Origin of the sequence: Streptomyces sp. XM4193 (assembly GCF_023072595.1) — a bacterium.
GTDB lineage: Bacteria > Actinomycetota > Actinomycetes > Streptomycetales > Streptomycetaceae > Streptomyces.
In genome coordinates this window covers 482,112-505,716 of record NZ_JALLGK010000003.1, presented here as the reverse complement: position 1 = coordinate 505,716, position 23,605 = coordinate 482,112, and the positions used below count along the sequence as shown (strand labels likewise).

The following is a 23,605-nucleotide window of genomic DNA, read 5'->3' as shown; positions in this document are numbered from 1 at the left end:
GTTCGCCCCCGCGACCGTCACGGCGCCGCCACCGCTGTTCCCGCCGACCTCACGGCCGTCGCCCCCGCCGCTCGCGCGGATCGCGCCGGACGTACGGTCTGCACCGGTCGTGCCGCCCGGGGCCGCCGTGCCGCGGCATCGGGCACGGCCGCAGCCCGGTTCTCAGATGGCGGCCTTCTTCAGGCGGCGGCGCTCCCGCTCGGAGAGACCGCCCCAGATTCCGAAGCGTTCGTCGTTGGCCAGGGCGTACTCCAGGCACTCGGAACGCACCTCGCAGGCGAGGCAGACCTTCTTCGCCTCACGGGTGGAGCCGCCCTTCTCGGGGAAGAAGGACTCCGGGTCTGTCTGGGCGCACAGCGCTCGCTCCTGCCAGCCGAGCTCCTCGTCCGCCTCTTCGACCAGCAGTTGCTGAAACAGCTCGGTCATGCGCGCGCCCCTCGTCGGTCTTTATGTCCCCGTGACGTCGTTGTTATCGATTCCACCTGAACGACACGGGTGAAATTACAAGTGCGCCGATCCGGGCCAGTCAAGCCGAGATCTGCTATTGGGGCCGTTATTCACTCTGCGGAACCAAGGGATCGCAGTAAGTGTTCAAATCGCCACAAACTCGACAACCGGCGACGACCCCGCTCGTGATCACACCCTTGCACCTCCTCACCGAGTGAGACGAAGGCGTCCACCTGTCGAGTTCCGTCACCCCCGCCGGAGGGACGTTGATCACAGATGGATCACGGAAGAGCAACGGCGTTTGACTGCGCGAGTGATGCGCCATGTAACCGGGATCCTCACTGCACAAACCTTTCAGCAACGAGACAGCCCGGATGGAGTGAAATATTGCACTCACAACGGACATCAGGTTGACAGCGTCAGAAGGCTCGCGCTCTCCTGTTGTGCATGTCGGTGAACCCCGCGCTCAGCACGACCCACACCACTGGGTCCCTTCGCGCTGCCCCGGGTCACTGTCGCTGTTGCTGTTGTTGAGGACCGCCCGGTCCCGCGTCCCGGTCGACGCCGCCTCACGCGCCGCGTCCCGAAGAACCCCCAGCGCAGCCAACTCCCGCAAGGACACCGTCTCGTGAACAGCGATGTCGAGATCGCCGGCGACCTGCTCGCCGTCACCCACCTCCTGCCGCCCGCCCCGGCGCACCCCACCACCGTCGCCGGCTTCGCCGGACTGGCACGCACGCTCGCGGCCGACGAGGCCGGCTGGCGCGCGCTCGTTCGCTACGACGCCACCACCCGCTGGTACCACCGGCTGCGCAAGGGGCCCGGCTACGAGGTGTGGCTGCTCAGCTGGCTCCCGGGACAGCGCAGCGGCCTGCACAGCCACGGCAGTTCCTCCGGGGTGCTGACCGTGCTCGACGGCGAGCTCGTCGAGCGGGCCGGCGCCAACTCCCTTGCGCTGCGGCCCGGTTCGCAGCGTTTCGTCACCCCCGGCCATGTGCACGAGGTGGCCAACGACGCCCTGCTCCCGGCCGTCAGCCTGCACGTCTACTTCCCGGGGCTGACCGAAATGCCCATGCACGACGGGCCGTTGGCCGCTTCCGCGCCCGCGGTCCCACCGAAGGCACTCGGGGACGTCGGGGTCAGCTGACACACTGATCGGCATGCAGCGCATTGTGGTTCTGGCCGGGGGTATCGGCGGCGCCCGATTCCTTCTCGGCCTCAAGAAGACAGCACCCGACGCCGAGATCACCGTGATCGGCAACACCGGCGACGACATCCATCTGTTCGGGCTCAAGGTCTGCCCGGACCTGGACACCGTGATGTACACCCTCGGCGGCGGCATCCACGACGAACAGGGCTGGGGGCGGGCCGAGGAGACCTTCACCGTCAAGGAGGAGCTCGCCGCGTACGGGGTCGGGCCGTCCTGGTTCGGGCTGGGCGACCGCGACTTCGCCACCCACATCGTGCGCACCCAGATGATCTCGGCCGGCTATCCGCTCAGCGCGGTGACCGAGGCGCTGTGCAGGCGCTGGCAGCCGGGGGTCCGGCTGCTGCCGATGACCGACGACCGGGTCGAGACCCATGTGCTGGTCGACGACCCGGAGGCGGAGGGCGGCAGCGGCCGACGGGCCGTGCACTTCCAGGAGTACTGGGTGCGGATGCGCGCCGAGGTCCCGGCCCGGGCCGTGGTCCCGATCGGCGCGGACCAGGCCGCCCCGGCGCCGGGCGTGCTGGAGGCGATCGGCGCCGCCGACGTCGTGCTGTTCCCGCCGTCGAACCCCGTGGTCAGCGTGGGGACGATCCTGGCCGTACCGGGCGTCCGGGAGGCCATCGCCGACGCGGGGGTGCCGGTGGTCGGCCTCTCCCCCATCGTCGGCGGCGCCCCGGTGCGCGGGATGGCCGACCGGATGCTGGCCGCGATCGGTGTGGAGACCACCGCCGCGGCGGTGGCGCTGCACTACGGATCGGGGCTGCTGGACGGCTGGTTGGTCGACTCCACGGACGCGGAGGCCGTCGCCGAGGTGGAGGCGGCCGGGGTGCGCTGCCGGGCCGTCCCGCTGATGATGTCCGACCCGGACACGACGGCGCGCATGGCCGCCCAAGCGCTGGAGCTGGCCGCCGAGGTGGCCGGATGAACGGCTACCAGGTCTGGGCGCTGCCCGGCATCCCCGAAGTGGCTCCGGGGGACGACCTCGCCGCCCTGATCGCCGACGCCGCCACTTCGGACGGCATGCCGGGGCTCGCGTACGGGGACGTGCTCGTCGTCACCTCGAAGATCGTCAGCAAGTCGGAGGGCCGGGTGGTGCGCGCGGACGACCGCGAGGCCGCCATCGACGACGAGACGGTGCGCGTCGTCGCCCGCCGCGGGCCCGCGCGGATCGTCGAGACCCGGCACGGCTTCGTGATGGCCGCGGCCGGCGTGGACGCCTCCAACACCCCTGCCGGTACCGTCCTGTTGCTGCCCGAGGACCCGGACGAGTCGGCCCGGCGCATCCGGGCCGGCGTACGGGCGCTGCTCGGCGTCGAGGTCGGCGTGATCGTCACCGACACCTTCGGCAGGCCCTGGCGCGAGGGGCAGACCGACGTCGCCATCGGCGCGGCCGGGGTGCGGGTGCTGGACGACCAGCGCGGCGGCACCGACTCGCACGGCAACCCGCTGGAGGTCACGGTGATCGCGGTCGGCGACGAACTCGCCGGGGCCGGCGAGTTGGTGAAGGGCAAGGCCGACGGTCTGCCCGTCGCCGTGCTGCGCGGACTCCCCCAGCACACCTTCGCCGATCCGGACAACGTCGGGGCCGGCGCTCCGGAGGGCGAGGACCCGACCCTCTTCGAGGGCGCGCGGTCACTGGTGCGCGAGGCGTCCATGGACATGTTCCGGCTGGGCACGTCGGAGGCCGTGCGCGAGGCGGTCGCGCTGCGTCGCACCGTGCGCGACTTCACCGCCGACCCCGTCGACAGCGCCGCCGTGCACCGCGCCGTGGCGCTCGCCGTCACCGCACCCGCACCGCACCACACCACCCCCTGGCGGTTCGTGCTGCTGGAGAGCGAGGCGAGCCGGACGAAGCTGCTGGACGCCATGCGGGACGCCTGGATCGCCGATCTGCGCGCCGACGGCAAGACCGAGGAGAGCATCGCCCGACGGGTGCGCCGCGGCGAGGTGCTGCGCCGGGCGCCGTACCTGGTGGTGCCCTGTCTGGTCGCGGACGGCGCGCACGAGTACCCGGACGCGCGGAGGTCCGCCGCGGAGCGGGAGATGTTCGTCGTCGCCGCGGGTGCGGGCGTCCAGAATCTGCTGGTGGCCCTCGCCGGCGAAGGGCTGGGCTCGGCCTGGGTGTCCTCGACGATGTTCTGCCGCGACGTCGTGCGGAAGGTGCTGGAGCTTCCGGCGGAGTGGGACCCGATGGGCGCGGTCGCGGTGGGCCACCCGGCCGCCGGTCCCGCACCGAGGCCGCCGAGGCAGGCGGCCGACTTCCTGGTGACGCGCTGACCGTTGGGGCACCGGTGTGCCGCCAACGCGGCGGACCGCCGTCGCGGCGGCCGTACAGCAGCGCGCATCGCGTACGGCCGTGGGCCCGCGGGTGAGCGCCCACGGGGCTCGCGTCCGTACGCGGCCGAGCAGGCAGAACACGTGCCCCCTGTGGTCCGCGGGCCCGGAGTCGGGTGCGGTGGCGGGTGGGAGTGCGTTCAGAGCCGGGCGATGTCGCCCACCGGGAATCGGGGAGCGCGGCGTGCCGGAACCGGCCCCTCGGCCAGCAGCAGCCGGGTCGCCCGGTGGCGCTGGCCGGCGTACGGGGCGAGCAGCTCCAGCATCGCCTCGTCGTCCAGACCGCGTCGACCGGTCAGCGCGTAGCCGATGATGCCGGGCAGATGGAGGTCGCCGACGGTCACCGCGTCCGGATCGCCGTTGCTGCGCTGAAGGGTTTCGGCGGCCGTCCAGGGGCCGATGCCGGGCACGAGCTGGAGCCGGTGCAGGGCCTGCGGCAGCGGCATCCCTGCGGCCTCCTCCAGCCGGGGTGCGACCCGGCAGGCGCGGAGCACCGCGGCGGAGCGCTTGCCGTCGACACCGGCGCGGTGCCACTCCCAGGACGGGATGTGCCGCCACTCGCGCGGGCCGGGCATCACGTACATGCCCGGCGGCATCAGCTGCGCGGGGCCCGGCGCCGGCTCGCCGTAGCGCCTGACCAGCAGCCGCCAGGCGCGGTACGCCTCGTCGGTGGTGACCTTCTGCTCCAGCACCGAGGGGATCAGCGACTCCAGCACCAGCCCGGTGCGCACCAGCCGCAGCCCGGGCCGGGCGCGGTGGGCCCGCAGCACCACCCGGTGCCGGGGGACGAACTCCTCGGGGCGGTCCGACTCGCCGAGCAGCGCCGGGAGTCGGTCCAGCGCCCAGTCCGCGCCGCTCCCCCACGCCTGCGCGCACACCGCCCCCGACTCGGACGTCAGCCGCAGCGTCACCGGCCCGTCGGGGGTGCGGCTCGTACGCCACAGCTCGCCGTCGCGCAGGCGGTGGGTGGGGTCGCCGGGGCCGCGGCGCAGCACGCGCAGGTTGCCCGGCAGGTCGTACGGGCCGGACGGCTCCCAGCGTCGTACGACGGCGCCGGTCACGAAGCACCGCCCGGCACGTGCCGCACGGCCGAGGCCGGGTGCCGCTTGCTCACGGTGCGGAGAAGCGCACCGCGCCGTCGGGGATGCGGGCGTCGCACCAGATGCGTACGCCCTCGCGCAGCTCGTTGCCCTCGCCGACGATCGCGCCGTCGCCGATCACCGCGCCGTCCAGGACCGTGCCCGCGCCGATGTGCGCGCCGGCGCCGACCAGGGAGTTGCGCACCTGGGCGCCCGGCGCCACGGTCGCGTCCGCGAGGATCGTGCTGCCCTCGACGACCGCTCCCGCGCCGATCCGCGCGCCGCTGCCGACCACGGAACCCGCGGTGAGCTTGGCGTCCGGGGCGACCTCGGCGCCGTCCAGCACCAGACGCTCGCCGCGGCGGCCCGGTACGGCGGGCGAGGGGGCGCGGCCGAGCACGAGGTCGGCGGAGCCGCGGACGAACGCCTGCGGGGTGCCGAGATCGAGCCAGTAGGTGGAGTCGACCATGCCCTGGAGGTGCGCGCCCTCGGCGAGCAGTCCGGGGAAGGTCTCGCGCTCCACGGAGACGGGCCGGTCGGCGGGGATGCTGTCGATGACGGAGCGGGTGAAGACGTACGCACCGGCGTTGATCTGGTCGGTGACGATCTCCTCGGGCGTCTGCGGCTTCTCCAGGAACGCCGTCACCCGGCCCTCGCCGTCGGTGGGGACGAGGCCGAAGGCGCGCGGGTCCGCGACCCGGGTCAGATGGAGCGAGACATCGGCGCCGCTGCCGCGGTGGGTGTCGACCAGGGCCCGGATGTCCAGGCCGGTGAGGATGTCCCCGTTGAAGACCAGCACCGGCTCGTCGGCGGCCGAGCGCAGTCGCGGGGCGACGTTGCGGATCGCGCCTCCGGTGCCCAGCGGCTCGTCCTCGGTGACGTACTCCAGCTCCAGGCCCAGCGCCGAGCCGTCTCCGAAGTACGGCTCGAAGACCTCCGCGAGGTAGGAGGTCGCCATCACCACGTGGTCGACGCCCGCGGCCTTGGCCCTCGCGAGCTGGTGGGTCAGAAACGGCACGCCGGCGGCGGGCACCATCGGTTTCGGGGTGTTGACCGTCAGGGGGCGCAGCCGAGTGCCCTTGCCTCCGACGAGGAGTATCGCTTCTGTCACCGTGCTTCTGCTTCCTGCCGGGTCGGGGCTGCTCATCGAACGGCCAGTGTAAGCAAACGAGCAAGTGGGAGGCCCCGGGGCCGATGCCCGGAGCCTCCCGTCGTTCACGACCGCTCAGCGCGGGTGCGCGACCCTCAGCGCCCCTGGAGCCGTGCCGCCAGGGTGCGGATCTCGGGCAGCTTGGCGTAGAGCTTGGCGCCGGGGCACTCGGTGGCGAAGCCGTCACGGTGTCCCGCGACCGCCCGCATCTTGACCTTGGTGCCGGCCGGCCACTTGCCGCCGCCCGAGGTGAGGGTGACGCTGCCGACCGGGTTCAGCCCGTGCAGGCCGAGCTTCCAGGCGATGAGCTTGGCGACGCCCTCCACCGCGGCCTTCGGCGGCGCGGTCGAGCCGAAGGAACCGAGCACCGCGATGCCCGTGGTGTTGCTGTTGAAGCCGTAGGTGTGGGCGCCGAGCACCGCCTTGGCCACGCCGCCGGCCCGGCCCTCGTAGATCTGGCCGCACTTGTCGACCAGGAAGTTGTAGCCGATGTCCCGCCAGCCCAGGCTGCGCACGTGGTACTGGTAGATGCTCCTGATCACCGAAGGGGCCTGTGCGCAGGTGTAGTTGTTGCTCTCCGCGGTGTGGTGGACGAACGCGGACTTCACGGTGGTGGTGTAGCCGAAGCCCGGCTCGCGCCAGGACTCGTTGGCGCCCCAGCCCGCGCGGGTGACGATGCCCGGGCGCGGCCCGATGGGCGCGGCGTTGGTGTCGGTCCCGCCCTGTGGCGCGGCGAGGTTCTGCCGCGGGGCCTCCGGCGGGATCCGTTCGGCGCCCAGCGCGGCGAACTGGGAGTTCATCGCGCTGCTGGCGACGGCCTGGCCGCCGAGCCCGGAGGCGGGGCCGCCGGGCTTTCCGTCGACGGCGGCGCGCAGCACGGCGCCCGGGCCAGAGCGTCCGCCCCCGTCTGCCGCATGGCCGGCCCGGGAGGCGGGCCGTGCGGAATCGGCCTCGGTGCCGGGGTCGATCAGGGCCAGCCGCAGCCCGTCGGGCAGCGCGGCGCTGCCGCCGTTCCCGGATGCCAGCCGTACGTCGACCGCGTCGGACTCGCCGACCCACAGCGGGGCTGTGCTGCCGCGTGTGCCGCCGCCCTCGGCCGACGTCGGGTCGGGGGCGTCGGTGGCGTGGTGGGAGAGCTCGGTCCAGCCCGTCCACCGCCCGTCGGCGCCGGAGCGGGTGCGCACCTCGACGTGGTCCGCCAGTTCCTGCTCCGCGTCGTCCCACACCACGCCGAGCATCGAGAACGGGGTGACCTCCCGCGCTCCGAGCCGGCCGCCGTCGGTGAGCCCGGCGCGGTCCTTCCCGCTCAGCGAGGAGAGGGGCAACGTCCGGGTGCGGGCGGGGCGTTCGGCCCGGCCGGCGCTCTCGGCACGTGCCCGGGTCGCGGCGTCCGACGCGGCGAGGCCGGCCGGAACGGCGGAGGTGGTGTCGGTACGGGTGGGCAGTTCGACGGCAGGCGCGGGCTGGGCCGCCGCGGGCTGGGCCAGCGGGACGATCAGCGCGGCCGTGCAGAGGGAGCCGACTGTGGCAGCAAGGAGTGCACGCATACCAAAAGCCTGTACATACAGGGACAGATCTGTCTATTCGTCAGCTGACGATCCGTCGGTTGACACGCCGTCACTTCTGCTTGACCCGTCCACCTCGGCGGGGTCCCGACGACTGCGCGCGGGCCGCCCGCTGGATACGCTGACCCCCATGCACGCCACTGATTCCACCCCCGCCGACCTGCTGCGTTCGGCCCTCGCGGCGGACCCCTCCCGCCCGCTGGTGACGTACTACGACGACGCGACCGGTGAGCGCGTGGAACTTTCCGTCGCCACCTTCGCCAATTGGGTGGCGAAGACCGCCAACCTCCTCCAGGACGAGCTGTCCGTCGAACCGGGCGACCGGCTCGCGCTGCTGCTTCCGGCGCACTGGCAGACCGCGGTCTGGCTGCTCGCCGGCTCGTCGGTGGGAGTGCTGGTGGAGCCGCAGGGCGATCCGGGCGCGGCGGACCTCGTGGTCAGCGGCCCGGACAGCCTCCAGGAGGCGCGGCGCTGCGGAGGCGAGCGGATCGCGCTCAGCCTGCGCCCGATGGGCGCCCGGTTCCCGCAGCCGCCGGAGGGCTTCGTCGACTACGCGGTCGAAGTGCCGGGCCAGGGCGACCGGTTCGCTCCCTACATGCCGGTCGAGGGCGGCGCCCCGTCACTGGTCATCGGCGGCAGAACGCTGAGCGGCACGCAGGTCGTCGAACAGGCCAGGGGGGATGCCGCCGCACTGGGACTGACCTCGGGCTCCCGAGTGCTCTCGGTGCGCGACTACGACGACTGGACCGGCATCTCCCGCGGCCTGCTGGCCCCGCTGGCGGCCGGCGCCTCGGTGGTGCTCAACCGCAACGCCGACCGGCTGGACGCCGAGGCGCTCGCCGCCCGCCGGGAGAGCGAGCGCATCACTCACACGGCGTAGCGGCGGTGGTGGGCGGCGGCGGACGCCCCGAGGATCGCTGGAGGACCTGTCCCGGATTCGGGGCGGGTCCTCGCACACCCCGGCGGTCGCCGGCTGCCCGGCAGGGCCGCCCGCGGCCCGAGCCCCCAGGCGCTCCGGGGCGTACGCCGCCGAGCCGGAGGGATGGACAACTGCCGTGAGCGACGCCGAGACCGGCCCGGAGGGAACACCGCACCGGCAGCCCGGACCGGTGGCGGGCTCCGAAGGCGCGAACGGCGAAGGCCCCGGCGGACCGGGCCCGGGCGGAGGCTCGCACGGACCGGGCGGCCCGGACGGTCGGGGCGACGGACCGGGCGGCCCCGACAGCCCCGACAGCCCCGACGGACGGAACGGCGGCGGACGGCGGGCGGGCGCGGGACGGTGGCTGCGGTGGGCGGCGCTCGCCACCTCGGTGGTCATCCTGGCGGGCGCGGGCACGGGCTGGGTGATGTACCACCGGCTGGAGGGCAACATCACCACCGACACCGCCACCGCCGAACTGCTGGAGAAGTACGAACGGGAGCGGCCCGACCCCGAGGTCGACGGCGCCTCCAACATCCTGGTGATCGGCTCGGACGACCGCAGCGGCCAGAACCGGCGGTACGGCAGGGACAACGGCACGGCGCGCTCGGACACCGCGATCCTGCTGCACCTGTCCGCCGACCGGGACCGGGCCACGGCCGTCTCGCTGCCCCGCGATCTGATGGTGGACATCCCCACGTGCGACCGCCCGGACGGCTCCCGCGCCAAGGGGCAGCTCGCCCAGTTCAACTGGGCCTACCAGTTCGGCGGGGCGGCCTGCACGATCCGTACGGTCGAGAAGCTCACCGACGTACGCGTGGACCACCACATGGTGATCGACTTCGACGGCTTCAAACGGCTGGTCGACTCCGTGGGAGGCGTGCAGGTCTGCCTGCCGGACCCGGTCAGGGACCGGGACGCGAAGCTCGACCTGCCGGCCGGGCGCCAGACCCTGCGGGGCGAGGACGCCCTCGGCTACGTACGCGCCCGCCAGAGCTTCGGCAACGGCAGCGACACCGACCGGATGGCCCGTCAGCAGGACTTCCTGGCCTCGCTGGTGCGCAAGGTGCGCGGCAACGGCGTACTGATGAACCCCGCCAAGCTCTTCCCCGTGCTGGACGCCGCGACCTCCTCCGTCACTGCGGACTCGGGCATGAACTCCCTGACCGAGCTGTACGACCTGGTGCGCAGCGTGCGCAACATCCCGGCGGAGGACGTGCGGTTCATGACCGTGCCGCGGCAGCCCTACCGCCAGAACCCCAACCGGGACGAGCTGCGACAGCCGGACGCGGCCCGGCTGTTCGCGCAGCTGCGGGCGGACCGGCCGGTGGACGAGGGCGGCCGCACCGGGGCGCGGGAACGGAACGAGGGCGCCCGTACGCAGAGTTCCTCGCCGCAGGATCCGGCCTCGCAGAGCCCGGCACCCGACGGGGACGAGCCCTCGCCGACGGAGAGCGGCGGAGTCTGCGCGGACGACGACTGAACGACCGCGGTCCCGGCGCGCAAGCGACACCGCGAGCCCGGAGCGAGGAGCACCGCGAACCGGGCGTCAGGAGCACTGCGAACCCGGCGCGAGCGGCACGAAACAGCGCGGGGCGGGGCCCCGGAGCGCGGGCGGGAGCGGCGCCGGGGCACGAGGTCGGGGGAATCACCCACCGGTCCGGGGCGATATGCCCGGATACCCCCGCATGTAGCGCCCGATAAAGCCTCACCGACGTAGTCCGCCGCTGAACTGGGCGGATAAGGTGTGCGCTCAAACATACGGCCCCGACCGTCCGGAGCGCTCCGAGGGGAGAGGCGCGTACCGGGCCGCAACGGAGGACTCGCGCGACGTGGACACGCATGGCCGTGGACGCTCGGGAGACGTGGACCCCGCAGATCAGTGGGTGTTCGACCCCGAGACCGGCAGTTACGAACTGCGACTGAACGCCCCCGACGGACCGGGCCACGACCATACGGGGTCACCCTCCGCTGTTCCAGGCCAACGCAACGCCACCGGTGGCGGGCGGCGGCGCCGGGACACCGAACCGGGTGACATATCCGGGCCCTCGCCGAAGAGCGGGGACGAGGAGTCCGAGGACCGTTCCCGGGCGGCGGTTCCCGGGCAGCGCTCGCGGCGCAGGGCCGCCGAGCCGCAGGCCGGCCGCAGCCGGCGCAAGCGCAAGCCCGGCCTCAGCCGGAAGCAGAAGGTGCTGCGCTGGGGCGGCGGTTCGCTCGCGCTGCTGCTGGTGGTCCTCGGCACCACCGGTTACCTGGTGTACCAGCACTTCAACAACAACATCGACAAGGTCGACGTCGGCATCAAGAACGACGCCACCACCGACGGGCCGGTCAACATACTGATCCTCGGCACCGACGCACGCAGCGGCAAGGGCAACGACGGCTACGGCGACCGCGACAGCAAGGGCCACGCGGACACCACCGTGCTGCTGCACGTCGCCAAGGACCGTTCGCACGCCACCGCGCTGAGCATCCCGCGCGACATGGTGGTGGACATCCCCGACTGCCCGACGCAGACCGACGAGGGCGAGCAGACCGTACCGGGCAGCCGCGGAGCGCGCTTCAACGAGAGCCTCGGCCAGAACGGTCGGGACCCGGGCTGCACCTGGCGAACGGTCGAGGAACTGACCGGGATAAAGATCAACCACTTCATGATGGCCGATTTCAACGCCGTCAAGGAACTCTCCACCGCGGTCGGCGGCGTCGAGGTGTGCGTCGCCAAGGACATCGACGACAAGAAGTCGAAGCTCAAGCTGACCAAGGGCAAGCACAAGGTCCAGGGCGAGGACGCGCTGGCCTTCGTACGCACCCGCGGCTCGGTCGGGCTCGGGAGCGACCTGAGCCGGATCGAGCTCCAGCAGCAGTTCCTGAGCTCGATGTTCCGCGAGGTCAAGAGCAGCGGCTCGCTCTCCAACCCGAAGAAGGCGTGGAACCTCGCCAACGCCGCAACCGACGCGCTGACCGTCGACACCGGCATCGGCAGCGTCAAGAAGCTCGCCGCTCTCGCCTCCGACCTGCAGAGCGTGAGCCCGAAGAACATCACCTTCGCCACCGTCCCGGTGCTGGACAACCCCAACGAGACGGTGAAGTCGACGGTCGTCCTGGACCACGCCAAGGCCACCCCCCTGTTCGAAATGATCAAGGCGGACAAGTCCCTGGCTGGAACCAAGAAGGACGAAAACCAGTCAGACAAGAAGGGGAAGCAGATCGAGAAGGCCCCCAAGAGTGAAGTCCGGGTGGACATTTACAACGGGGGTGGGCCCATCGGTTCCGCACAGCAGACCGTCAGCTGGCTGCAGAACGACCACGGCGTGCGTCTGTCCACGAACTCCGGCAACGCTCCGGCCCAACTCGACACCACCACACTGGAATTCGGCTCGGACCAGGAGGCGCAGGCGGCGACGCTCGCCGACCTCATGGGACTTGCCAAGTCCGCACTGAAGAAGAAGTCCTCACCCGCGGGCGACTCGGTTCCCATGACCCTGACGCTGGGAGCGGACTTCAAGGCCGCCGGCACACCGATCGAGGCCCCGGACAAGGCACCGGACGGCGTGCAGAACATCAACGGCGACGACAAAGACGTCTGCGCCAAGTGAGTCGGACGAGGACTGATTGAGGGGGAGGGTCCTGTGCGACGACGGACCACTGAGAGCGACGACGACAAGGGCATACGCCAGGCCGGCGCCCGTACCGAGGACGGAGCGGGCGACCGGTTGCCCGAGAACGGGAAGACGAAGGACGCGGGCCACACCGTTCCGCTGCGCCGGGCCGAAGCCGGCGCAGGAGGCGGCGCGGGGGCGGGCAGCGCGGGGGCGGGCGGTGCGGGAGGCGGCGGAGAAGACGGTGAGCCGGAGGCCGGGCCGCCGCGCAAGAAGCGCCGCGCCCTGAAGTGGACCGTGATCGGCCTGGCCGTGATCGTGCTCGGCACCGGAGGCGCCGGCTTCCTCTACTACCAGCACCTGAACGGCAACCTCACCAAGGACGCCCTGCACCTCGGCGACAACAAGCTCGAGAAGAACAAGCCCAACGCCGAGGGCCAGACCCCCATGAACATCCTGCTGCTGGGCTCCGACAGCAGGAACAGCAAGGAGAACGTACGGCTCGGCGGCTCGCACGCCGACGCCGGCCGGCCCCCGCTCGCGGACGTGCAGATGCTGGTCCACGTGTCGGCCGACCGCAGCAACATGTCGGTCCTCTCCATCCCCCGGGACACCCGGGTGACCATCCCCAAGTGCACCGACACCGACGACGGGAAGGTCTACGAGCAGCGCTCGGACCGCATCAACACCAGCCTGCAGAACGGTGGTCCGGGCTGCACGGTGGCGACCTGGGAGGAGCTCACCGGGATATCCATCGACCACTTCATGATGGTCGACTTCTCCGGTGTGGTCTCGATGGCCGACGCGGTGGGCGGCGTACCGGTCTGTGTGGACGCCAACGTCCACGACCGGAAGTCCGGGCTGAAGCTGGAGAAGGGCGAGAGCGTCGTCCGCGGCGAGCAGGCGCTCCAGTGGCTGCGCACCCGGCACGGCTTCGAGGACGGCAGCGACATCGGCCGTGCCAAGGCCCAGCAGATGTACATGAACTCGATGGTCCGCGAGCTGAAGGCCGGCACCAAGCTCACCAACCCCGGAAAGCTGCGCAAGCTCGCCGAGGAGGGCACCAAGGCGCTGACCGTGGACGACAGCCTCAACACCGTGATGAAGCTCTACGACCTCGGCGAGGACCTGCGGCGGGTGCCGACCAAGCGCATCACCATGGCGACGATGCCGTGGACGTACTCGCAGGGGGGCAGCTACGTACTGCCCAAGGAGGCCGACGCCGAGCGGGTGTTCAGCATGATCCGCGCCGACATCGCGCTGGACGGCAAGGACAAGGGCAAGAAGGTGCCGGACGAGCCGGAGCCCGCCGACACCGCGGCGCCGCCCGGTGAGATATCCGTGCGGGTGATGAACGGGACCGGCACCTCGACACAGACACCGGTCACCGGACGGGCCAACGCGATCAGCTCGCAGTTGCAGGGCAAGGGCTTCGCCCGGGCCTACCCCGACCAGACCCCCACCTCCAAGTGGGACACCCAACTCAGCTACTCCGACCCGGAGTTGGAGGGCGACGCACAGGCTGTGGCGAAGGCGCTGGGAATCCCGGAGAAGGCCGTGAAGCGGTCCTCCGAGGGAGAGGGCATCACTCTGGTCGTCGGCGCCGACTGGCGCACCGGCGGCTCGTACCCCGCCCCCGCCGGCGGCTCGTCCGACGAGAAGCCCGAGGACGACGGCAAGGCGCCGGACAGCCTCGACGGGATGAACGGCGACGACGACTCGGCCTGTATGAACGTAAGCCGCCAGCACACCTGGTGAACCGGGCGCACGACACGAGGGAGGGGCCCGACCGTTCGTCGGGCCCCTCCCTCGTGTCGTGCGTTCCGCGCCGTGCGGCGGGCGGCTCGGGAGGGCGCCCGCTGCCCCCGCGCCCGGCGCCCGCTGCCCGGGCGCCCGTACGGCGTCAGCGGCTCGGGACCGGCTCCCTGCGGCTGGCGATGACCTTGCGCGCGAGCTTCTTCGGGCTGGTCAGGTACCCCCAGCCCCAGGACATGTGCATCGTCGCCAGCGCGAGCGGGATCCGGACCCGGGCCGCCGGCGGCAGACCGCGTCCGGCGGGAAGGGAACCGGCGGTGATCGCGGCGAGATAGCCGCCCGGGACCACCAGCGCCCACGGCGTCAGCACCGCGCCCGCGACCGTGCCTGCGGCGATCGCCAGCACGGCGGCCGGCGGGGCGAGGTAGCGCAGGTTGATCGAACCGGAGTGGTAGCGGGCGACGACGTGCCGCCAACGGCCGTAGTTGCGGTACTGCTTGGCCAGCGCGCGCACGTTGGGACGGGGCCGGTAGGAGACCAGGAGCTCCGGCGAGAACCAGACCCGGCCGCCGGACTGGCGGATGCGGAAGTTCAGCTCCCAGTCCTGGGCGCGGATGAACTCCGTGTTGTAGCCGCCCTGCTGCTCCAGCACCTCGCGGCGGAACACCCCGAGGTAGACGGTCTCCGCCTCGCCGGCGCTGCCGCCGGTGTGGAAGGCGGCGTTGCCGACGCCGATGCGAGAGGTCATCGCGGCGGCGACGGCCTGCTCCCAGGCGTTCTCGCCCTCGGCGTGCATGATGCCGCCGACGTTCGCGGCGCCGGTCTCCGCCAGCAGCCGCACCGCGGTGGCGATGTAGCCGGGCGAGAGCATCCCGTGGCCGTCGACACGCACCACCACGTCGTGGCTGGACGCCTCGATCGCCGCGTTCAGACCGGCCGGTGTCCGGCCCGTCGGGTTCGCCACCGTGCGCACGCGGGGGTCGGCGGCGACCAGCTCGGCGGCGATCTCGTCCGTACGGTCCTCGGAGGGGCCGAGGGCGATCACCACCTCCAGTTCGCCTGGGTAGTCCTGCTCCAGGATGTGCCGGACCGAGGTGCGCAGATGCCGCTCCTCGTTGAGGACCGGCATGATCACCGATACGGCGGGCGTGGTGTCGGGCTCGTCTACTGCGGAGGTCACCGGGTCACGTTACCGCGAACGGGGGAAGGGGCCGCACGGCAGCCGTGGGGGCCCGGGCGGCGGGCTTACGGTGCAGTACCGCCGAGGCGGTGGTGTCAACCGTCGTCGGCAGGCCAGTCACAGCCCCGACCCGGGCCGGCAGCCCGCGCGGCCGTCGGCCGAAGATGAGGTGCCGCTCTTGTCCCCCACACCTCGCCCCCGCCCCGCCCGACCGGCAGGCACCGCACGCTCCGCACGCCCTGCCCGTCCGTCCCGCCCCTCCAGACGGGTACGACGCTCCGCCGCTCCCCCGGCCCGACGCCCGGGAGGCGGACCCCGCCGCTGGGTGCGCCGGCTGACCCTCTTCACCGCGGGCACCGTGCTCACGGTCAGCGGCGCCGGCCATCTGCTGGTGAACGGCATCGGTGCCGGCATCGACCGCGTCGACCCCTTCCAGGACCTGAAGAACCGGCCGGACGCCGGCCGCGGGGTGAACTTCCTGGTCGTCGGCGTGGACCAGCGGGACGCCCTGACCGAAAAGGAGCGCGCCAAGCTCCGCCTCGGCGGGGCCTCCTGCAACTGCACCGACACGATGATGCTGGTGCACCTCTCCGAGGACCGGGACCGCGCCAGCGTCGTCAGCCTCCCCCGTGACTCGCTCGCCGAGCTGCCGCCGCACCACGATCCGGCCACCGGCGAACGTCGCGGGGAGAGCCGCCAGAAGCTGAACGCAGCCTACTCGCGCGGCGGTCCGAGCCTGACCGTCCGCACGGTGGAGCGGATGACCGGCGTCCATGTGCACCACTACCTGGAGGTGGACTTCGCCAGCTTCATGCGGACCGTGGACGCGGTGGGCGGCGTACCGGTGTGCAGCACACGACCGCTCAAGGACAAGAAGGCCGGCCTGGACATGCCAGCGGGCACCACCAAACTGGACGGCGCGGGAGCGCTCGCGTACGTGCGCGCACGCTCGGTCGACGGCGCCGCCGACATCGGACGGATGCAGCGCCAGCAGCGGTTCGTCGCCTCGCTGATCGACGAGGCTGCCTCCAACGAGGTGCTGCTGAACCCGGTGCGGTTCCGCCGGGTCAGCAGCGCGGTGCTCGGATCCGTGCGCGCCGACCGGGGCTTCGGCAAGGACGAGATGCTGGCGCTGGGCAAGGCGATGAAGGACTTCGACGCCTCGTCCTCGGAGTTCACCACGGTGCCGGTCGCGGACTCCAAGCACCGGGTGCCGGGTCTCGGCGAGACCGTTCGCTGGGACGGCCCCAAGTCGAAGAAGCTGTTCGGCGCGCTGCGCGAGGACAAGCCGCTGGCACCGGTCGCCGAGAAGTCGCAGAAGGAGAAGGGCGGCGGGGACGGCGGCCGGGCCGACCGGAAGGCCGTGCTCGTGGAGGTCGCGCCCGGCAGCATCCGGGTCCAGGTGGAGAACGGCACCGGCCGGGCAGGTCTCGGCCATCGCGCCGACGAGGAGCTGCGGGCCACCGGGTTCCGGACGACCGGGATCCCCGGCAACGCTCGTAAGGACGACGTCGAGCGCACCGAGATCTCCTACGACCCCCGCTGGGACCGTTCCGCCAGGACACTCGCCGCCGCGCTGCCCGGCGCCAAACTGCGCAAGGAGCAGGGGCGGGGGCCACAGATGAAGGTCACCCTCGGCGAGGACTTCGAGAAGGTCACGCCGGTGCGCGAGGACAAACCGCTCGACGCCGCGGGCAAGGGCAACCGGTTCGGGGCGGTGAGCGGCGACGAGGTCAGCTGCGGCTGACGCACAACAGCCCGGCGGTCCGGCAGCCCGGCAGCCCGGCAGCCCGACACTGCTCACGGGTTCGGGCTGCCGGCTCGGGCTTCCCCGCGTACGGCGGGCGGAGTAGCCGGGACGGGGCGGAGCTGCGGACGGAGACTCAGCGCCTCAAGCCGTCAGGCCGTCAAGCGCTCAGCTCCCCAAGCCCCCAAGCCCTCAGGCCGTCAAGCCCTCGGGGCTGAAGTCCGGGGCGACGCCGGTCAGTCGGACGCTCGCCTCCCAGAGCGCCGCGGCGTCCTCGACGCTGCGCGCGTTGCGGGAGAGCCTGGCGGGGGCCGGTGAGCCCCACGCCTCCAGCCCGCGACGCGGTCCGTAGTACGCGCCGTTGCCGGCGGTGGGGTCGGTGGCGGCGCGGACCACCGAGAGCGCGCCCGCGGAGGCGGTCTGGGTGTAGAAGCGGGTGAGGCGCTCCAGCCGCGCAAGCCGGGCGTGCCCGGACATCCGCAGCCCCGCCTGCCCCAACTCGGTCGAGGACAGGCCCGGGTGGGCCGCGCAGGCGGTCAGCTCACGGTCGGCCTCGCGCGCACGTCGGCCCAACTCGTCGGTGAACAGCAGGTTCGCGAGCTTCGACTGTCCGTAGGCCGTCCATTTGCGGTAGCCGGTCTCGGCGTTGAGGTTGGCGAAGTCCATCGCCGCGTAGCGGTGCGCGAGCGAGGAGACCGTCACCACTCTCGCCGGGCCCCGTACGCCCAGGATCGGCAGCAGTCGTGCGGTGAGAGCGAAGTGGCCGAGGTGGTTGGTGCCGAACTGCATCTCGAAGCCGTCCGCGGTGTACCGCAGCGGCAGCGCCATCACTCCCGCGTTGTTCACCAGCAGGTCGAGTCGACCGTCTGCCAGTTCGGTGATCCGCTCGGCGGCCGTGCGCACCGAGGCGAGGTCGGCGAGGTCCAGTGGCAGCAGGGCGAGGTCGGCACGCGGCGCGGCGGCACGGATGGCGCCCATCGCCTCCTCGCCGCGCGAGGTGTCGCGGCAGGCGAGCAGGACCGTCGCGCCGGCGCGCGCCAGATAGAGCGAAGTGGCCCGGCCGATCCCGCTGTTGGCCCCGGTGACGACCGCCGTGCGGCCGTGGAGGTCGGGGATGTCGCGGGCGTCCCAGCCGTTCATTTCGCTCCCGTCGTCGGTGCGCGGTCGCGCAGGAGACCCTGCGCCGCGGGCGGCCCACGATGCCAGCCGCCTCTTCGCCTCCCGGCGCCGGGGCTCCACCGTCACCACTCGCGGGGCCGCCGTGAACGGTCCCGGGTCGCCCTCCCCACCGCCCGGGGGCCGCCGTGCCCGGTTCCGGGGTCGCCCCACGCCGGGGGCTCAGTCGGACAGGCCCTCGGCGGCCCGCCGGTCGCGCAGCTCCTTGATCGCCCGGCGGCGGGCGAGGCGGTGCGTACGGCGGATCTGGGCCTCCTGGTAGCGCCGCTTGTCGCGTTCGGTCTCCGGGATCACCGGGGGTACGGTCCTCGGCCTGCCTTCCGCGCCGACCGCTGCGAAGACGAGGTAGGCGGTTCCGACCTGGGTCGCGGGGGTGGACTCGTTCCACCGTTCCGCCAGCACCCGGACCCCGATCTCCATCGAGGAACGACCGGTCCAGTTGACCTGCGCCTTCACATGGACCAGGTCCCCGACCCGTACCGGTTCGAGGAAGACCATCTCGTCCATGGAGGCCGTCACCGCGGCGCCGCCCGAGTGCCTGCCCGCGACCGCGCCCGCGGCGTCGTCGACCAGTTTCATGATCACGCCACCGTGGACGGTGCCCAGGAGGTTGGTGTCGTTGTGGGACATGATGTGGCTGAGCGTCGTGCGGGAGGCGGCCGTCGGCTTTCCGGGCAGCTCGCTCTCCGGAGCGCTGGTGGCGGGGTCGGTCATTGCTCCAGGGTAGAGGCGGGTTTCGGCCAAACATCGCCGGAAGCGGACCGGGGGCCGCCGTTGTGGCGATTGCCACCGCGCGACGGGTCCGACCCGCCGGCAAAAGCAAATAAGCCGGGCATTTTTCCACGGCTCTGCTACAGGACTGCTCCAGTGCGGCACCCGGACTGTTCTGCGGGGCGCGGTCGGAGGCAGACTGCACCGCATGAATGAGTGGCCCCAGGGGTTGAGCAACGACGGCAGGAGCGGCGACGGATACGGTCGCGGCTCCCGTAGCGCGCGTCCGGAGGGCGCCCGTGTCATGCCGACCGTGAACCCGGGCGGGGTGCGCACCCCCGGCGTCCCGGCCCAGAACCGCGGGGGCTACGACTCCGGCTACAGCGACGGTCAGGTGTACGGCAACGGTCCGGCCGGACCGGGCGGACCCGGTGGGCCCGGGGACGAGTACGGCCGGGGGTACGGCGACGGCGACGCCCGGCCGCGCCCGAACTGGGCCAGGCGCATCAAGTGGACCGTGCTCACGCTCGTCGTGGTGCTGCTGGTGACCAGCGTCGCCACCTACTTCTGGGCCGACGGCAAGCTGCGCCGGGAGGTCGACCTCAGCCAGGTCGAGGACCGGCCGGACGGCGGCGAGGGAACGACGTACCTGATCGTCGGCTCGGACAGCCGCGAGGGCCTGAGCGCCGAGGACCGCAAGCGGCTCAAAACCGGCTCCGGCACCGGCAAGCTCACCGACTCCATGATGATCCTGCACCGCGGGCCGAGCGGGAACTCCATGGTCAGCCTGCCGCGCGACTCGCTCATCACCATCCCCGAGTTCACCGGCTCCTCCTCCGGCCGCCGCATCCCCGCACAGCAGCAGAAGCTCAACGCCGCCTACGCGATCGAGGGCCCCGAACTCCTGGTCCGCACCGTGGAGTACAACACCGGCCTGAAGATCGACCACTACGCGGAGATCGGCTTCGGCGGCTTCGCCGGGCTCGTCGACTCCCTGGGCGGCGTCGAGATGTGCTTCGACAAGCCGGTCAAGGACAAGAACTCCGGCGCCGACTTCCAGGAGGGCTGCCACGAACTGGACGGCGCCCAGGCCCTCGCCTTCGTCCGCAACCGCTACAACGCGGAGGGTGGGGACCTCGGTCGCACCAAGAACCAGCAGAAGCTGCTCTCCGCACTGGCCAACGAGAGCGCCACCCCGAGCACCGTCCTCAACCCCTTCAAGCTCTACCCCGCCATGGGCACCGGCCTCGACGCGCTCATCGTCGACAAGGACATGAGCCTGTACGAGCTGCTGAGGATGTTCTGGGCGATGAAGGGCGTCTCCGGCGGTGACGGCACGCAGATGAACATGCCGATCGCGGGCAACGTCAGCAGCCCCGCCGGCTCCGCGCTCAAATGGGACATGACCCGGGTCAAGCAGCTGGTGCAGGAGCTGAAGGACGGCGAGAAGATCACCGTCAAGGGCGACTGACCCACCCGCGGGCGCCGCACCGCAGCGCACACGCACACGACGATGCCCCGGCCGCGGGAGAGCGACCGGGGCATCGTGCTGCGCCCGGCGGAGCGCTCAGCCGTTGGCGCAGAGGCAGAACGGATGGCCGACCGGATCCGCGTACACCCGCCAGGCGCGCGCACCGTCGTGGTCGCCCTCCAGCAGCGTCGCCCCGAGCGCCAGCACCTGGGCCTCCGCCTCGTCCATCTGCTCCTCGAAGACGTCGAAGTCCAGATGCATCTGCTGGGAGTGCTGGACGCCGGGCCACTGCGGCGCTCGGTACCCCTCCGAGCGCTGGAAGGCCAGGGTCCGGCCCTGCGGACCGATCAGCTCCACCCACTCGTCGTCGCTCTCCGGGTCGATCTTCCAATCGAGAACGGCGGCGTAGAACGCGGCCAGGGCATGCGGGTCCGGACAGTCCAGCGCGGTCACGCCCATGGTGATGGCAGCCATCGTCGACCTCTCTGTCTGAGCTGGTGGTGTTCCTGCTACTGCCACAGTCTCTCCCAGCCCACCGACAACGACCCGGAGTTGGCCGCCCGACCCACCGCCCGACCCACCGCCCGGCCCGGGGCCGCGACAGGAACCCGAAAGTCCGGACCGCGACAGGCCCTACTCGCCGCCCGTTTCGCCGGGAGAACCCGGATGTTCGGAGAACGGATCGTCGTGAGGCCAGTAAAACTCGTACCCGGACACTGCCTCGTTGAACGACACCGACGGCCCGACGGATCGCAGACCGAGGTTCTCCCGAAGCCACCCGTCGACAGCGAGAGCCGCCACCTCCGGCCTGTAGTCCGCAAGGGGAAACGAGAAATCGAGCACTTCGAAGAGCGCACCGCCGGGAAACATGTGCGCCAGTTCCTCCGCGTGGAGCGACAAGCCGTACGACATCCAGGAGACGTCCTTCCAGTACATTCCCCCACCGGGATCGGCGGATGTCTTCGCCGGAAGTCCGTTTTTCGCCGGCTCTTTGACAAGCCTGCTCGAAAACATTGTCGCAACCCACGAGGAAGAGGGAAAACCCGGCAGAGCGGAAGCATGGCGAGAGACATACCGGCTCTCGGGAAACATCAGCAGATGGGAGTGGGTGGCCGAACGGACCACCGCACACCCGGGATGGAACTCGCTGAGCGAGAGCGAGAAACGAGCGTGGACAGAGGCCTTGCCGCGCTCTACTGGCTCGACGACGGGGACCACGAAAGGCTTCACTGAGCTCTTCCACTCGCCTCATCGAGCGCCTGACTCCTCGAACACGGGGGAGCAGAGCGCGCCGCAGCCCCGGTACGAGGTGCTCGCACCGGGGCCGGAAAGGTTCGACGCCGACGTACGCGGTTCTCCCGACACGCGCCTTCCCGCACGCAGGGCCGCCCGACGCGATGCCGCCCCGCCCGGAAGGCTCCGGGCGGGGCAGCGTCAGTCGACGAGGGGCACGGGGCGCCCGGCCGGACCGGAAGGTGGCGTCAGTCGCCGAGGCGGTCCTGCATGTGGTCCTTGGCCTTGTCGGCCATTCCTCGCGCCTTGTCCTTCGGGTCCTTGTCCTGCGAGGAGCGCTCCTTGCCCTTGTCCTTGTCGGACTGGCCGGACTTGCCCATCGAGTCCTGCGCCTTGTCCTTCATCTGCTCGGCCTTGTCCTTGAACTCGTCCGCAATACCCATGGTGACTCCTCGGCTCGGTGTGCCTGCGTGGCGTTGCCAGCGTGGCACCGGGCCCCGGGGGTCGCCTTTCGGACTGCTGCGTTCGAGCGAGGCCGACAGCACTGCGGGCCGACCCCTGTTCGGGGCCGCCGCCGCGCCGCCGCGGCGGCCTCAGGCGGTCGGGCGGCCGAGCGCGCGGAAGGTCCAGCCGGCCTTGCGCCACAGCTGCGGGTCGAGCGCGTTCCGCCCGTCCAGGATGTGCGGCACGGCGACGGCCTCGCCGAGCTCCGTCGGGTCCAGCTCGCGGAACTCGCGCCACTCGGTGAGGTGCAGCACCACGTCCGCGCCGCGCACTGCCTCGATCGCGCTGTCCGCGTAGGCGAGCGTGGGGAAGAGAGCGCGGGCGTTCTCCATGCCCTTGGGGTCGTAGACCGTCACCTGGGCGCCCTGGAGGTGCAGTTGGCCCGCGACGTTGAGCGCGGGCGAGTCCCGTACGTCGTCGGAGTCGGGCTTGAAGGTGGCCCCGAGCACGGCGATCCGCTTGCCGAGGAGCGCCCCGCCGACCGCGTCCCTGGTCAGCTCGACCATGTGGCCGCGGCGGCGCATGTTGATGGAGTCGACCTCGCGAAGGAAGGTCAGGGCCTGGTCGGCGCCGAGCTCTCCGGCGCGGGCCATGAACGCCCGGATGTCCTTGGGCAGGCAGCCTCCGCCGAAGCCGATGCCGGCCCGCAGGAACTTGGCGCCGATCCGGTCGTCGTGCCCGATCGCCTCGGCGAGCTTCACCACGTCGCCGCCCGCCGCCTCGCAGACCTCGGCCATGGCGTTGATGAACGAGACCTTGGTGGCGAGGAAGGAGTTGGCGGCGGTCTTGACCAGCTCGGCGGTCGGGAAGTCGGTCACCACGAAGGGAGAGCCCTCGGAGACCGGCGTCGCGTACACCTCGCGCAGCACGCGCTCGGCCCGCTCCGACTCGACGCCGACGACGATCCGGTCGGGGTGCAGGGTGTCGCGGACCGCGAAGCCCTCGCGCAGGAACTCCGGGTTCCAGGCGAGCTCGACGTCCTGCGCCGCGGGCGCCAACTCCCGTATGCGGGCGTCGAGTCGGGCGGCGCTGCCGACCGGGACGGTCGACTTGCCGACCACCAGGGCGGGCCTGCGCAGCAGCGGCGCGAGCGATTCGACGACGGAGTCGACGAAGGACATGTCGCAGCCGTACTCGCCCTGCTTCTGAGGGGTGTTGACGCAGACGAAGTGCACATCGCCGAACTCGGCGACCTCCTCGTAGGAGGTGGTGAAGCGCAACCGCCCGCTCGCGCCCTCCAGACCGGCGACGTGCCGGCCGAGCAGCTCCTCCAGCCCCGGCTCGTACATCGGCACCCGGCCGCGGGAGAGCAGTTCGACCTTCTCCGGGACGACGTCCAGGCCCAGCACCTCGAACCCGAGCTCGGCCATCGCGGCGGCATGGGTGGCACCGAGGTAGCCGGTACCGATCACGGTGAGCTTGGGAGCCATGTGACGGTTTCTCCTGAGGTCGTGTGGGGGTGGTGGCGTCGGCGGGTCGCGCCGCCGTGGTGCCCGGGCGCCGGACCGGGTGTAAGGCTGGGCCC

20 protein-coding genes are annotated in these 23,605 nt (G+C 71.9%); 9 read left to right on the top strand and 11 right to left on the bottom strand.

Going from position 1 to position 23,605, the window contains the following annotated elements; genetic code table 11:
• Positions 1 to 162 precede the first annotated feature (162 nt).
• Positions 163 to 426: a WhiB family transcriptional regulator gene (locus MTQ01_RS13340; RefSeq protein WP_016910644.1), complete on the bottom strand. Its 264-nt coding sequence runs from the start codon at positions 424 to 426 to the stop codon at positions 163 to 165.
• 649 nt (positions 427 to 1,075) lie between these two features.
• Here MTQ01_RS13340 and MTQ01_RS13335 point away from each other — a divergent pair.
• From MTQ01_RS13335 to MTQ01_RS13325, 3 genes are read left to right on the top strand one after another with little or no spacing between them, the layout of a single operon-like run.
• Positions 1,076 to 1,594: a cupin domain-containing protein gene (locus MTQ01_RS13335; RefSeq protein ID WP_247489951.1), complete on the top strand. Its 519-nt coding sequence runs from the start codon at positions 1,076 to 1,078 to the stop codon at positions 1,592 to 1,594.
• A 13-nt stretch (positions 1,595 to 1,607) separates the two neighbouring features.
• Positions 1,608 to 2,582, top strand: coding sequence for a 2-phospho-L-lactate transferase (gene cofD, locus MTQ01_RS13330; RefSeq protein WP_247489950.1), 975 nt, complete (start codon positions 1,608 to 1,610; stop codon positions 2,580 to 2,582).
• Positions 2,579 to 3,934: a coenzyme F420-0:L-glutamate ligase gene (locus MTQ01_RS13325; RefSeq protein ID WP_247489948.1), complete on the top strand. Its 1,356-nt coding sequence runs from the start codon at positions 2,579 to 2,581 to the stop codon at positions 3,932 to 3,934. Before cofD ends, MTQ01_RS13325 begins: the two co-directional genes overlap by 4 nt.
• Before the next feature lie 197 nt (positions 3,935 to 4,131).
• Here the strand turns inward: MTQ01_RS13325 and MTQ01_RS13320 are convergent, their stop codons facing one another.
• The 3 genes from MTQ01_RS13320 to MTQ01_RS13310 form a co-directional block, all read right to left on the bottom strand.
• Positions 4,132 to 5,052: a DNA-3-methyladenine glycosylase gene (locus MTQ01_RS13320; RefSeq protein WP_374207725.1), complete on the bottom strand. Its 921-nt coding sequence runs from the start codon at positions 5,050 to 5,052 to the stop codon at positions 4,132 to 4,134.
• Between the two features lie 49 nt (positions 5,053 to 5,101).
• Entirely contained in the window at positions 5,102 to 6,181 is a 1,080-nt protein-coding gene (locus tag MTQ01_RS13315; protein ID WP_247489946.1) for an NDP-sugar synthase, read from the bottom strand.
• A 134-nt stretch (positions 6,182 to 6,315) separates the two neighbouring features.
• Positions 6,316 to 7,767: a peptidoglycan recognition protein gene (locus MTQ01_RS13310; protein WP_247489944.1), complete on the bottom strand. Its 1,452-nt coding sequence runs from the start codon at positions 7,765 to 7,767 to the stop codon at positions 6,316 to 6,318.
• 148 nt (positions 7,768 to 7,915) lie between these two features.
• Between MTQ01_RS13310 and MTQ01_RS13305 the strand changes: the two genes are divergently transcribed.
• The 4 genes from MTQ01_RS13305 to MTQ01_RS13290 all read left to right on the top strand — a co-directional run bounded on the left by MTQ01_RS13305 (position 7,916) and on the right by MTQ01_RS13290 (position 14,061).
• Entirely contained in the window at positions 7,916 to 8,665 is a 750-nt protein-coding gene (locus MTQ01_RS13305) for a TIGR03089 family protein (protein ID WP_247489941.1), read from the top strand.
• 175 nt (positions 8,666 to 8,840) lie between these two features.
• A complete protein-coding gene (locus MTQ01_RS13300; RefSeq protein ID WP_247489939.1) occupies positions 8,841 to 10,187 on the top strand; it encodes an LCP family protein in 1,347 nt (448 codons plus the stop codon).
• A gap of 349 nt (positions 10,188 to 10,536) precedes the next feature.
• On the top strand, positions 10,537 to 12,300 hold the full coding sequence (locus MTQ01_RS13295) for an LCP family protein (RefSeq protein ID WP_247489938.1): 1,764 nt from the start codon (positions 10,537 to 10,539) through the stop codon (positions 12,298 to 12,300).
• Between the two features lie 33 nt (positions 12,301 to 12,333).
• The gene (locus tag MTQ01_RS13290; protein ID WP_247489936.1) at positions 12,334 to 14,061 is read left to right on the top strand and encodes an LCP family protein; all 1,728 of its coding nucleotides are present in this window, start codon (positions 12,334 to 12,336) and stop codon (positions 14,059 to 14,061) included.
• Between the two features lie 145 nt (positions 14,062 to 14,206).
• Here the strand turns inward: MTQ01_RS13290 and MTQ01_RS13285 are convergent, their stop codons facing one another.
• Positions 14,207 to 15,238, bottom strand: coding sequence for a glycosyltransferase family 2 protein (locus MTQ01_RS13285; RefSeq protein WP_308294393.1), 1,032 nt, complete (start codon positions 15,236 to 15,238; stop codon positions 14,207 to 14,209).
• 325 nt (positions 15,239 to 15,563) lie between these two features.
• Between MTQ01_RS13285 and MTQ01_RS13280 the strand changes: the two genes are divergently transcribed.
• Positions 15,564 to 16,985, top strand: a complete 1,422-nt coding sequence (locus MTQ01_RS13280) for an LCP family protein (RefSeq protein ID WP_308294392.1) — start codon at positions 15,564 to 15,566, stop codon at positions 16,983 to 16,985.
• 192 nt (positions 16,986 to 17,177) lie between these two features.
• Here the strand turns inward: MTQ01_RS13280 and MTQ01_RS13275 are convergent, their stop codons facing one another.
• The gene (locus MTQ01_RS13275) at positions 17,178 to 18,125 is read right to left on the bottom strand and encodes an oxidoreductase (protein WP_247489934.1); all 948 of its coding nucleotides are present in this window, start codon (positions 18,123 to 18,125) and stop codon (positions 17,178 to 17,180) included.
• Between the two features lie 198 nt (positions 18,126 to 18,323).
• Positions 18,324 to 18,875, bottom strand: coding sequence for an acyl-CoA thioesterase (locus MTQ01_RS13270; RefSeq protein ID WP_247489933.1), 552 nt, complete (start codon positions 18,873 to 18,875; stop codon positions 18,324 to 18,326).
• A gap of 205 nt (positions 18,876 to 19,080) precedes the next feature.
• Here MTQ01_RS13270 and MTQ01_RS13265 point away from each other — a divergent pair, with 205 nt between their 5' ends.
• Entirely contained in the window at positions 19,081 to 20,343 is a 1,263-nt protein-coding gene (locus MTQ01_RS13265) for an LCP family protein (RefSeq protein ID WP_247489931.1), read from the top strand.
• Positions 20,344 to 20,439: 96 nt separating this feature from the next.
• Here MTQ01_RS13265 and MTQ01_RS13260 read toward each other — a convergent pair whose 3' ends face one another.
• The 4 genes from MTQ01_RS13260 to MTQ01_RS13245 form a co-directional block, all read right to left on the bottom strand.
• On the bottom strand, positions 20,440 to 20,817 hold the full coding sequence (locus tag MTQ01_RS13260; RefSeq protein WP_247489929.1) for a VOC family protein: 378 nt from the start codon (positions 20,815 to 20,817) through the stop codon (positions 20,440 to 20,442).
• 159 nt (positions 20,818 to 20,976) lie between these two features.
• Positions 20,977 to 21,573, bottom strand: coding sequence for a hypothetical protein (locus MTQ01_RS13255; protein ID WP_247489928.1), 597 nt, complete (start codon positions 21,571 to 21,573; stop codon positions 20,977 to 20,979).
• A 251-nt stretch (positions 21,574 to 21,824) separates the two neighbouring features.
• A complete protein-coding gene (locus MTQ01_RS13250) occupies positions 21,825 to 22,019 on the bottom strand; it encodes a hypothetical protein (RefSeq protein WP_247489926.1) in 195 nt (64 codons plus the stop codon).
• A 150-nt stretch (positions 22,020 to 22,169) separates the two neighbouring features.
• Entirely contained in the window at positions 22,170 to 23,510 is a 1,341-nt protein-coding gene (locus MTQ01_RS13245) for a UDP-glucose/GDP-mannose dehydrogenase family protein (protein ID WP_247489924.1), read from the bottom strand.
• Positions 23,511 to 23,605: the final 95 nt, after the last annotated feature.